The organism is Pseudomonas acericola (SeqCode) (assembly GCF_053456465.1).
The window spans coordinates 1,199,732-1,211,098 of sequence record NZ_JBRFJB010000001.1 but is presented as its reverse complement, the minus strand read 5'-3'; the positions used below and the strand labels follow the sequence as shown (position 1 = coordinate 1,211,098).

The 11,367-nt window shown below is 57.2% G+C and carries 10 protein-coding genes and 4 tRNA genes; 3 read left to right on the top strand and 11 right to left on the bottom strand.

Annotation, left to right across the window (positions count from 1 at the left end; translation table 11 throughout):
- Nucleotides 1-154: 154 nt before the first annotated feature.
- From ACU688_RS05560 to ACU688_RS05520, 9 genes are all read right to left on the bottom strand, one after another.
- Nucleotides 155-442: an HU family DNA-binding protein gene (locus tag ACU688_RS05560; protein WP_221034285.1), complete on the bottom strand. Its 288-nt coding sequence runs from the start codon at nt 440-442 to the stop codon at nt 155-157.
- A 135-nt stretch (nt 443-577) separates the two neighbouring features.
- A complete protein-coding gene (gene lon, locus ACU688_RS05555) occupies nt 578-2,974 on the bottom strand; it encodes an endopeptidase La (RefSeq protein WP_124528857.1) in 2,397 nt (798 codons plus the stop codon).
- A gap of 175 nt (nt 2,975-3,149) precedes the next feature.
- Nucleotides 3,150-4,433 carry an ATP-dependent Clp protease ATP-binding subunit ClpX gene (gene clpX / locus ACU688_RS05550; protein WP_017136464.1) on the bottom strand — a complete coding sequence of 428 codons (1,284 nt, stop codon included), beginning with the start codon at nt 4,431-4,433 and terminating at the stop codon, nt 3,150-3,152.
- A gap of 112 nt (nt 4,434-4,545) precedes the next feature.
- A complete protein-coding gene (gene clpP / locus ACU688_RS05545) occupies nt 4,546-5,181 on the bottom strand; it encodes an ATP-dependent Clp endopeptidase proteolytic subunit ClpP (RefSeq protein WP_448183950.1) in 636 nt (211 codons plus the stop codon).
- A gap of 91 nt (nt 5,182-5,272) precedes the next feature.
- Complete coding sequence (gene tig, locus ACU688_RS05540) at nt 5,273-6,583, bottom strand: trigger factor (RefSeq protein WP_257782771.1); 1,311 nt, start codon at nt 6,581-6,583, stop codon at nt 5,273-5,275.
- A gap of 399 nt (nt 6,584-6,982) precedes the next feature.
- Nucleotides 6,983-7,058, bottom strand: a tRNA-His gene (locus ACU688_RS05535).
- Between the two features lie 79 nt (nt 7,059-7,137).
- Nucleotides 7,138-7,222: transfer RNA gene (locus ACU688_RS05530), tRNA-Leu, on the bottom strand.
- A gap of 57 nt (nt 7,223-7,279) precedes the next feature.
- Nucleotides 7,280-7,355 (bottom strand) — tRNA-His (locus ACU688_RS05525).
- Between the two features lie 32 nt (nt 7,356-7,387).
- Nucleotides 7,388-7,464 (bottom strand) — tRNA-Arg (locus tag ACU688_RS05520).
- 279 nt (nt 7,465-7,743) lie between these two features.
- Here ACU688_RS05520 and folD point away from each other — a divergent pair.
- Nucleotides 7,744-8,598, top strand: a complete 855-nt coding sequence (folD, locus tag ACU688_RS05515; RefSeq protein ID WP_207043375.1) for a bifunctional methylenetetrahydrofolate dehydrogenase/methenyltetrahydrofolate cyclohydrolase FolD — start codon at nt 7,744-7,746, stop codon at nt 8,596-8,598.
- 207 nt (nt 8,599-8,805) lie between these two features.
- Nucleotides 8,806-9,729, top strand: coding sequence for a D-alanyl-D-alanine endopeptidase (gene pbpG / locus ACU688_RS05510; protein ID WP_017736930.1), 924 nt, complete (start codon nt 8,806-8,808; stop codon nt 9,727-9,729).
- A gap of 70 nt (nt 9,730-9,799) precedes the next feature.
- Here the strand turns inward: pbpG and ACU688_RS05505 are convergent, their stop codons facing one another.
- Nucleotides 9,800-10,462 (bottom strand): peptidase C39 family protein, encoded by a 663-nt coding sequence (locus ACU688_RS05505; protein ID WP_448183949.1) that lies wholly within the window; start codon nt 10,460-10,462, stop codon nt 9,800-9,802.
- A 210-nt stretch (nt 10,463-10,672) separates the two neighbouring features.
- Between ACU688_RS05505 and ACU688_RS05500 the strand changes: the two genes are divergently transcribed.
- Complete coding sequence (locus ACU688_RS05500) at nt 10,673-10,828, top strand: hypothetical protein (RefSeq protein WP_017736932.1); 156 nt, start codon at nt 10,673-10,675, stop codon at nt 10,826-10,828.
- Here ACU688_RS05500 and ACU688_RS05495 read toward each other — a convergent pair.
- A complete protein-coding gene (locus ACU688_RS05495; RefSeq protein WP_448183948.1) occupies nt 10,825-11,235 on the bottom strand; it encodes a PA0061/PA0062 family lipoprotein in 411 nt (136 codons plus the stop codon). The two genes, ACU688_RS05500 and ACU688_RS05495, sit on opposite strands and share 4 nt — an antisense overlap.
- Nucleotides 11,236-11,367: the final 132 nt, after the last annotated feature.

Sequence of the window (11,367 nt, the reverse complement as noted above, 5' to 3'; positions counted from 1 at the left end):
CATCCAAGGATGCGCCTTCTCGCAACTGGCGGAGCGGACGGGGGTTTGAATCTACCCCCCGGCTTGGCGACCCGATGGATACGTGGGTCTGCTGCCGCTCCGCTGCCAGGTCGAACCTGCGTTCGACCCGGGTAGGTAAAGGCTGGATCGAAGCTTAGTTAACAGCTTCTTTCAGGGCTTTACCGGCTTTGAAACCTGGTTTCTTGGCAGCAGCGATTTGCAGTGCTTTGCCAGTCTGTGGGTTACGGCCAGTGCGAGCTGGGCGGTCAGTCACAGAGAAAGTACCGAAGCCTACCAGTACTACGGAGTCGCCGGCCTTCAGAGCGCCAGTGACGGATTCGATTACTGCATCCAGCGCACGGCCAGCAGCAGCTTTCGGGATATCAGCGGATGCAGCGATAGCATCAATCAGTTCCGACTTGTTCACTCTAAGTCCCCTTATATATCTATTGAGTATGATTCTAAGTTTTTTGGTGAAAGCAAAAACCAGTGCTGAATGGCCTACAGACACTTATAAGAGCCGCTTTATAACAAGGGCTCTAAAAAGCTGTCAAGGAAGCCCCCAGGCTTATTCGCATTAATGCGTGCTAATTCTTTCCTTGGAATCAGACTCGCGTTTTTCGTCCTTTGCGACTATCTCGGGAGCCACATCCGGCAAGGGCTCCGGCGCGTATTGCAGCGCAATTTGCAGGACCTCGTCAATCCATTTAACCGGTTTAATCTGTAGATCCTGCTTGATGTTGTCAGGAATTTCCTTCAAGTCGCGAACATTCTCTTCGGGAATGATCACGGTCTTGATACCGCCACGGTGAGCCGCGAGCAGTTTCTCTTTCAGGCCACCGATCGCCAATACCTGGCCGCGCAGGGTAATTTCGCCGGTCATGGCGACATCCGCACGCACAGGAATACCCGTCAATGCCGACACCAAGGCCGTGCACATGCCTACACCCGCGCTAGGGCCATCCTTCGGGGTAGCCCCTTCCGGCATGTGGATGTGGGTGTCGTGCTTCTCGTGGAAGTCCAGGGGAATCCCCAGGCTCTTGGCGCGGCTGCGCACCACGGTCTGCGCGGCAGTGATGGATTCGACCATCACATCACCCAACGAACCGGTCTTGATCAGTTGGCCCTTGCCTGGGATCACCGCAGCTTCGATGGTCAGCAACTCGCCGCCCACCTGGGTCCACGCCAGGCCAGTGACCTGACCGACTTGATCCTGCTGCTCGGCCAGGCCGTAGCTGAATTTACGCACGCCGAGGAAGTGCTCCAGGGAGTCGGCCGTGACCTTCACCGAGAAGCGTTTTTCCAGCGCATGCTCCTTGACCGCCTTGCGGCAGATCTTCGCGATCTGGCGCTCCAGGCCACGCACACCGGCTTCGCGGGTGTAGTAACGGACGATGTCGCGGATCGTGCCGACTTCAAATTCGATCTCGCCCTTCTTCAGGCCGTTGGCCGAAATCTGCTTGGGCGCGAGGTACTTGACGGCGATGTTGATCTTTTCGTCTTCGGTGTAACCCGGCAGACGAATCACTTCCATCCGGTCCAGCAGGGCTGGCGGAATGTTCATGGAGTTGGAGGTGCACAGGAACATTACGTCGGACAGGTCGTAGTCGACTTCCAGGTAATGGTCGTTGAAATTGTGGTTCTGCTCGGGGTCGAGCACTTCCAGCAACGCCGACGCTGGGTCGCCACGCATGTCGCTGCCCATTTTGTCGATTTCATCGAGCAGGAACAGCGGGTTGCGTACACCCACCTTTGTCATCTTTTGAATCAATCTTCCTGGCATCGAACCGATGTAAGTACGGCGATGGCCACGGATTTCCGCTTCATCACGCACGCCGCCGAGGGCCATGCGTACGAATTTGCGGTTAGTGGCGTTGGCGATGGACTCGGCCAGGGAGGTTTTACCCACACCCGGTGGACCGACCAGGCACAATACCGGACCACGAATTTTCTTCACGCGCTTTTGCACGGCAAGGTATTCGAGGATGCGTTCTTTGACTTCTTCGAGGCCATAGTGGTCGGCATCGAGAATGTCTTCGGCGCGGGCCAGGTCCAGGCGCACTTTGGTCTGCGCCTTCCACGGCACTTGCACCAGCCAGTCGATGTAGGAGCGCACCACAGTGGCCTCAGCCGACATCGGCGACATCTGCTTGAGCTTGTTCAGCTCGGCAGTGGCTTTGGTCAGTGCGTCCTTGGGCAGGCCTGCGGCATCGATGCGCTTTTTCAGCTCTTCGATTTCGTTGTGGCCGTCCTCGCTGTCGCCGAGTTCTTTCTGAATGGCCTTCATCTGCTCATTCAGGTAGTACTCGCGCTGGCTGCGCTCCATTTGTTTCTTCACACGACCACGAATGCGCTTTTCAACCTGCAACAGGTCGATTTCGGCATCCAGCAACGCCAACACGTGTTCGACACGGGTGGACAGGTCGATGATTTCGAGGATGTCCTGCTTCTGCTCGATTTTCAGCGCCATGTGCGCAGCCATGGTGTCGACCAGGCGGCTTGGCTCATCAATGCTGTTGAGGGAGGACAGGACTTCAGCCGGGACTTTCTTGCCCAACTGCACATACTGCTCGAACTGCGAGAGCAGGCTGCGTACAAAGACTTCGGACTCGCGCTCCGGGGCTTCGACTTCGTCGATCAGCGCGACTTCGGCACGCAGGTGGCCGTCCACTTCCATGAAGCGCTCGACCGCACCGCGCTGCTCGCCTTCTACCAGCACCTTGACGGTGCCATCAGGCAGCTTGAGCAATTGCAGGACAGTGGCAATGGTGCCGACACGATACAGGGCGTCTTCGCCTGGATCATCATCAGCAGGATTCTTCTGGGCCAACAGCAGGATTTGCTTGTCGCCCGTCATCGCTGCCTCAAGGGCTTCGATAGACTTCTCGCGCCCCACGAACAGCGGGATAACCATGTGCGGATAGACGACGACATCACGCAACGGCAGGAGAGGCAATTCAATGGTGGTCTTCATGATTTCGCCTCTATGACAGATGAAAAATAAGCTTGAAGCCAAGATGGGGGCTGCTTGCGAAAAAAACAAGCTCAATGCCAGCAGTTAAACGCAGGAAAAGTCCTACAGCTAAAACCGATACAAAAAACAAAGGAGCCCCTAGAGGCCCCTTGTTTGTAAAGCAACCGCCAAACGCTTACGCGTCAGGCGCAGCCTTGGCAGCCGGCTCACTGTTTTCGTAGATATACAGTGGCTTGGACTTACCTTCTATGACGCTTTCGTCGATCACCACTTTACTCACCTCGGATTGCGAGGGGATTTCGTACATGGTGTCGAGCAATACGCCTTCGAGGATCGAACGCAGGCCACGTGCACCGGTCTTGCGCTCCAGTGCCCGCTTGGCCACCGATTTGAGCGCGTCGGTACGGAACTCGAGGTCCACGCCTTCCATTTCGAACAGCTTCGCGTATTGCTTGGTCAGGGCGTTCTTCGGCTCGGTGAGGATCTGAATCAGCGCAGCCTCATCCAGCTCGTCCAGCGTTGCCAAGACCGGCAGACGGCCAACGAATTCCGGGATCAGACCGAACTTGACCAGATCGTCAGGCTCGACTTCACGCAGGGACTCGCCCACCTTCTTGCCTTCTTCCTTGCTGCGTACTTCCGCGCCGAAACCAATGCCGCCACGGGTAGAACGCTGCTGGATAACCTTTTCGAGGCCAGAGAACGCGCCACCACAGATAAACAGGATGTTACGCGTATCAACCTGCAGGAATTCCTGCTGCGGGTGCTTGCGGCCGCCTTGTGGCGGTACGGAAGCGACCGTGCCTTCGATCAGTTTCAACAGGGCTTGCTGCACGCCTTCACCGGAAACGTCCCGGGTGATCGACGGGTTGTCGGACTTGCGCGAGATCTTGTCGATTTCGTCGATGTAGACAATACCCATCTGGGCTTTCTCTACGTCGTAGTCGCACTTCTGCAGCAGTTTCTGAATGATGTTCTCGACGTCTTCACCCACGTAGCCAGCCTCGGTGAGGGTGGTGGCGTCGGCGATGGTGAACGGAACGTTCAGCAGGCGAGCGAGGGTTTCTGCAAGCAGGGTTTTACCCGAACCTGTAGGACCGATCAGCAAGATGTTGCTCTTGCCGAGTTCAACTTCGTCGCCTTTCTTGTCACGCTGGTTCAAGCGCTTGTAGTGGTTGTACACCGCTACGGCCAGAACCTTCTTTGCACGCTCTTGACCAATCACATACTGATCAAGGATGCCGCTGATTTCTTTAGGCGAAGGCAATTTATGCGCACTGCTCTCGGCCTGGGCTTCCTGCACCTCCTCGCGGATGATGTCGTTGCACAGGTCGACGCACTCGTCGCAAATAAACACCGAGGGGCCGGCAATCAACTTGCGCACTTCATGCTGGCTTTTGCCGCAGAAGGAGCAATAGAGCAGCTTGCCGTTGTCCTCGCCGTTGCGGGTGTCAGTCATTCGTTCGATCCAAATCCGATAGGCTTGCAACACAAGATGAAGGCTTATGCGGGCTTTTTCAAGCCCGCAAGTGGTCGGACATGCCGACCAGCCCTATTTTGAGCGGCTTATATTAAGCGGGGCGCTTGTCGATCACAGCGTCGATCAACCCGTAATCACGTGCGGCTGGGGCGCTCATGAAGTTGTCGCGATTGGTGTCGCGCTCGATTTCTTCCAAGGTGCGACCGCTGTGCTTGGCCATCAGCGTGTTGAGACGCTCACGAATAAAGAGGATTTCCTTGGCGTGAATCTCGATGTCCGATGCCTGGCCCTGGAAACCGCCCAGTGGCTGGTGAATCATCACACGCGAGTTAGGCAGGCAGAAACGCTTGCCTTCGGCACCTGCGGTCAGCAGGAATGCGCCCATGCTGCAGGCTTGGCCGATACAGGTGGTCGACACATTTGGCTTGATGAACTGCATGGTGTCGTAGATCGACATGCCCGCCGTTACCGAACCGCCTGGGGAGTTGATGTAGAGATGGATGTCCTTGTCCGGGTTTTCCGCTTCAAGGAACAGCAGTTGCGCACAGATCAGGTTGGCCATGTAGTCCTCTACAGGGCCGACCAGGAAAATCACTCGCTCCTTGAGAAGACGCGAGTAGATGTCATAGGCGCGCTCGCCACGAGCAGACTGCTCGACAACCATCGGGACCAGGCCGCCAGCGGCCTGGATATCAGAGTTCTGCTGAATATAGGAATTACGGAACATGCTCTGCAGTTACTCCCAAATAGTCATGTCTTGAAAACGCATAAGCCAGCGCGAGGCTGGCTTATGGTTGTATTTCCAACGAGTTGGACAATCAGTCGGCTTGTGCTGCTTCCGCCGGTTTGACTGCTTCTTCGTAAGAGACCGCTTTATCGGTCACCTTAGCCTTCTGCAGAACAGTATCCACAACTTGTTCTTCAAGCACAACCGAACGTACTTCGTTCAGCTGCTGGTCGTTCTTGTAGTACCAAGCCACGACCTGCTCAGGCTCCTGGTAGGCCGAAGCCATTTCCTGGATCATTTCGCGAACGCGGTCTTCGTCAGGCTTGAGGTCGAACTGCTCGACCACTTTGGCCACTACCAGGCCCAGCACAACGCGGCGCTTGGCTTGTTCTTCGAACAGCTCGGCCGGCAGTTGGTCAGGCTTGATGTTGCCACCGAACTGCTGAACGGCTTGAACGCGCAGGCGATCCACTTCGTTGGACAGCAGGGCCTTAGGCACCTCGATCGGGTTGGCAGCCAACAGGCCGTCCATCACCTGGTTCTTCACCTTGGATTTGATCGCCTGACGCAGCTCGCGCTCCATGTTCTTGCGAACTTCGGTGCGGAAACCTTCCAGGGTCGCTTCCTTGATACCGAATTGAGCGAAGAACTCTTCGTTCAGCTCTGGCAGCTTAGGCTCGGAAACGCTGTTGACGGTCACGGTGAACTCGGCAGCTTTGCCAGCCAGGTCCAGGTTCTGGTAGTCAGCAGGGAAAGTCAGGTTCAGAACACGTTCTTCGCCGGCTTTGGCGCCAACCAGGCCGTCTTCGAAGCCAGGGATCATGCGGTTGGAACCCAGCACCAGCTGAGTACCCTTGGCGGAGCCGCCAGCGAATACTTCGCCGTCAACCTTGCCTACGAAATCGATGTTCAGTTGGTCTTCGTTCTGAGCGGCGCGATCGGTCACTTCAAAACGGGTGTTCTGCTTGCGCAGGATTTCCAGCATGTTGTCCAGGTCGGCATCAGCCACGTCAGCGCTCAGGCGCTCTACGGCGATACCTTCGAAACCGGCAACTTCGAACTCTGGGAAGACTTCGAATACGGCTACGTATTCCAGGTCCTTGCCAGCTTCCAGGGACTTAGGCTCGATGGAAGGCGAGCCAGCTGGCTTCAGGTTCTGCGCTTCTACGGCTTCGTAGAAGGAAGCCTGGATCACATCACCCACAGCGTCCTGGCGCGCATCGGCACCAAAACGACGCTTGATTTCGCTCATCGGCACTTTGCCTGGACGGAAACCAGCGATCTTGGCCTTCTGGGCAGTCTGCTGCAGACGCTTGTTGACCGCAGTCTCAACACGCTCTGCCGGCACGGAAATGCTCAGGCGGCGCTCGATAGCAGTAGTATTTTCAACAGAAACTTGCATGGATATTCCTCGTTGCACAGACGTTAGCCGGCCATTTCCGACCCCAATCAAGGGCATGCATTCTAGAGGGTCAAACTCAAGAAGTCACCCTGCTGGAAATATGCCCGAAAACAGCCGGCAATTTATCGGTACGAAGGCACGGATGCACCTCGCCCCGGTGACAAATACATCCCATCACGCCAGGGCTCTGCGCCGCCCCTTCTATATATAGAAGAGATCGTCATTCGCACCCTGACGACCCACCCTGCAAGCAGGGCTGGCAGGCAGTGCAGCATCATCGAGACACATAAATACGATGAAGCGCCCTAGCCGTGCGACCCAGAACCTGCAGCCGCCGAAAATCTGCACCGCTAAAACCAAAAAAGGCGCCAGACTGTTAAATCTGGCGCCTTTCGAATATGGGGTGGACGAAGGGGATCGAACCCTCGACAACGGGAGTCACAATCCCGTGCTCTACCAACTGAGCTACGCCCACCATATTGCATTAACAAAGAACTCAAACATCTTCTTTGTTGAACCTCACCTCACCTTGCGGCAGGGCGACGCCTTGAAATTGGTGCGGATGAAGAGACTCGAACTCTTACGCCTCGCGGCGCTGGAACCTAAATCCAGTGTGTCTACCAATTCCACCACATCCGCGCTTGAAGCTCTTAAAGCAAAGGCGCCAGACGTTTAATCTGGCGCCTTTTCAAAATATGGGGTGGACGAAGGGGATCGAACCCTCGACAACGGGAGTCACAATCCCGTGCTCTACCAACTGAGCTACGCCCACCATCTAACGCTACTTGTGCCAAAGCTGCCTAATGGCGCACCCGGCAGGACTCGAACCTGCGACCATCCGCTTAGAAGGCGGATGCTCTATCCAGCTGAGCTACGGGCGCCTGATTAATCTGTACTCTATTAGGACTACAAACTAAGTGCTTCCAGCCTTACAGAATAACCATCTATTCTGCTTGACCTTCTTAACCAGTGCTAGGCTGTGCCCGACAAGTGCGACGAATAGTATAGAGGGCCTTGAAACCCGTCAAATCTTTTTTGAAAAAAATTCATTTTATTTAAGGGGTTAGGGCAATTTGCAGACCAAGCGCCTTTGCCCTCACGCCGTGGCATGCGAGAATGCGCGCACATTTCTTCCCCCTCTCGATGGTTAATCACGCGTAATGACTGCACAACTTATCGACGGCAAATCAATCGCCGCCAGCCTGCGCCAGCAGATCGCCAAACGAGTCACCGAGCGTAGCCAGCAAGGCCTGCGCACGCCTGGCCTCGCGGTGATCCTGGTCGGCAGCGATCCTGCCTCTCAGGTTTATGTCTCGCACAAGCGTAAAGACTGTGAAGAGGTCGGCTTTATTTCCAAGGCCTACGACTTGCCTTCCGACACCACCCAACAGGCCCTGACCGACCTGATCGACAGCCTGAATGACGACCCGGCCATCGACGGCATCCTGTTGCAATTGCCGCTGCCCGAGCACCTGGATGCGTCCAAGCTGCTGGAGCGTATCCGCCCGGACAAGGACGTTGACGGTTTCCACCCTTATAACGTCGGCCGCCTCGCCCAGCGCATCCCGCTGCTGCGCCCGTGCACACCTAAAGGCATCATGACCTTGCTGGAAAGCACCGGTGTGGACCTGTACGGCCTCGACGCCGTGGTGGTTGGCGCATCCAACATCGTCGGGCGCCCGATGGCCATGGAACTGCTGCTGGCCGGTTGCACTGTCACCGTGACCCACCGCTTTACCAAAGACCTCGCCGGCCACGTCGGCCGCGCCGACCTGGTGGTGGTTGCCGCCGGCAAGCCGGGCCTGGTGAAGGGTGAGTGGATCAAGGAAGGGGCCATCGTCATCGACGTCGGCATCAACCGCCAGGAAGACGGCAAGCTGGTTGGCGACGTGGTGTACGACACCGCCCTGCCCCGTGCCGGCTGGATCACACCGGTCCCAGGCGGCGTAGGCCCGATGACCCGTGCCTGCCTGCTGGAAAACACGCTGTATGCGGCAGAAACGCTGCACGGCTGATAACCAGCGGTGCTAAAAAAGCCCTGCCTTAGCGCGGGGCTTTTTATTGCCCGCAATAAATCCGGTTTTTTCTTAGTTTTTAAGCACTTTCGTCTGGTTCTCGAAGAACATTCGACAGTTTCTGATCCATACTCCTAAAATGTAACGGCATTTGTCACAAAACCCGTTTGCCAACGGTATTTCCTTACTTTTAGCGAGTTCATCCGCGTGAAAATTCGTCTCTCTATCGCCAGCCTATTTTTTGCACTTACAGGCACCTTCGCCCACGCCGCCGAAACCACCCAGGCCCCGCGTGACACGTCCAAACTGCAAATCGCCTCCGGCAGCGCCATGCTCGTGGATTTGCAGACCAACAAGGTCATCTACTCCAGCAACCCCGACGTAGTGGTGCCCATCGCGTCGGTGAGCAAACTGATGACCGGTCTGATTGTTCTCGAAGCCAAGCAGAACATGGACGAATACATCGACATCAACATCAAGGACACGCCAGAAATGAAAGGCGTGTTCTCCCGCGTGAAGATCGGCAGCGAAATGCCGCGTAAAGAAATGCTGCTGATCGCCCTGATGTCCTCGGAAAACCGCGCCGCCGCCAGCCTGGCCCACCACTATCCGGGTGGCTACCCGGCGTTTATCGCGGCGATGAACGCCAAGGCCAAGGCGCTGGGCATGACCAGCACCCACTACGTAGAGCCCACCGGCTTGTCGATCCACAACGTGTCCACCGCTCGCGACCTCAGCAAGCTGCTGGCTGCCGCGCGTCATTACCCGCTGCTCAGCCAACTGAGCACCACCAAAGAAAAGACCGTTTCATTCCGCAAACCCAACTACACCTTGGGTTTCTCCAACACCGACCACCTGATCAACCGCGCCAACTGGGACATCAAGCTGACCAAGACCGGTTTCACCAACCAGGCCGGCCACTGCCTGGTGCTGGTGACCAGCATGGGTAATCGTCCGGTGTCGCTGGTGATCCTCGATGCTTTCGGCAAATTCACCCACTTCGCCGATGCCGGGCGGATTCGCAATTGGGTCGAGACGGGCAAGAGTGGTTCGGTGCCGGATGTGGCGTTGCGCTACAAGGCTGACAAGAACCTGAAGAATCGTCCGAATGCGGCAGAAGTGCGCCGCTAAAAGATTCTGAGAGCTGCTTTGTGTGGGAGCGGGCTTGCCCGCTCCCACATTGGATCTCAGTTGTTGTCTCTTACTTGGTTTCCGCCAACACCTTCAGCGCCTGCGCCGCCGCCCGCTCCTGCCCGGCCTGGGCCGTGGCGTTCGCCGCCTCACGCCAGCGCTGCGCATCGACCTTGGCCGGTAACTGGCTTGGCCGCTGGGTGAGGATCGCCCAACTCCCGGCGCTCTCCCACTTCGATTCAAACTCGCTGAAGCTCATCAACAGGCGTCGGTCCATCCCGGAGCGCAGCAACACTGTGCTTTTCTGCTGATTGAAGCCCACCACGACCACATACCGCGCGTCCGACCACAGGCTTCCGCCAATCCGCGCCATCACCGGATAACCGGCCGCCACCTGGGCCAGCACCGCCGTCAGTTGGCTATCCAGCGGATACACCATCAGCCCGTACTCACGCGCCAGCACCTGCATGTTGCGCTCAAGGTCCGCCTCACCACCGGGCAAGCGCAGCGGCTTATCCAACAAGCCCGGTGTCATGACAATGCCTTGTTGCGACAGCATGCTGGCCAATGCCGCAGGGCCGCTTTGATAAGCCTCGCTGCGAAAGGTCGGCACGCCATTGAGCTCGACCCGCTCCGGCAGGCCCGGCAGTTTCGAGGGGCTGCCGGAACAGGCCGCAAGCCCGAGGGCGCAGGCCAGCAACACGGATGTTTTCACGTTCGACCGTAACCGCAATTTTTTACTCTCTTGATCAACTGCCGGTAAGGGTCCTGATCATAGGGCGCTGCGCCACGCGGGTATAGCCTCAAGCGTCAGTAAAGGGCCCGGGATAGAGCAAAGAAGTTGGACAGACTCGACCATTGGTCAATAGCAGGCAACCGTCAGGTAGCTAGACTGTCCATTGAGAAGACTGTGTATGCCCCATCGGGGCGAAAGGAGGCCCGTATGAGCCTTGCAACAACGATTTTCCTGTTGGTCTGCGGTTGGCTGGCAGTAGCCGGCGCCATGTTGTGGGGGGTGTTGCGCATCACGCGCCGCCACCATCACCCCCACGTCGTCAAACCGGCCAAGCCCCTCAAGGCCGCCGTGCATCACGCCTAGCCAGGCATGCAGTTGAAGTCCTGGGTCGCCGCGACTTCCTTGCCGTGCGCATCCATCAGGGATGCCCGCACGGTGGTGCCCAGGCTAGACTCCACCAGGGTGTAATGCTCACCCGCCTTGAAATCCTTGTACTCGACCCGGCCCTGGCAGTCCTGCTGGTTGTCGTCGCCGGGTTCCTCTTCGTACAGCGTCACATCCAACCGATGGGCACCCGGCGGCACTTCGAAAAAGCGCCCGTCATCCACGCGCTTGCCATCCAGGCGCTCGGCCATCAGGTCATTCGGCGCTTCCTCCTTCAAACCAATCCACGCCTCGCTCGGGTCCGCCTTCGGGATCGGGCCGGCGCACGCCGACAACAACAGCACGGCGCCGAGGGCGGGAATCAACAACAAGGGTTTAAGTGACATGGCAGGGCTCCAAAAAAAGGACGATGCGTCCGATGGGGCACAAGCTTGGAGAGCGACCCTTTGTAGAACAAATGAATACAGATGAAACGATCTTCAGGCCCTACCTAAATGTTCCTTCACCTGGCTGAAAGG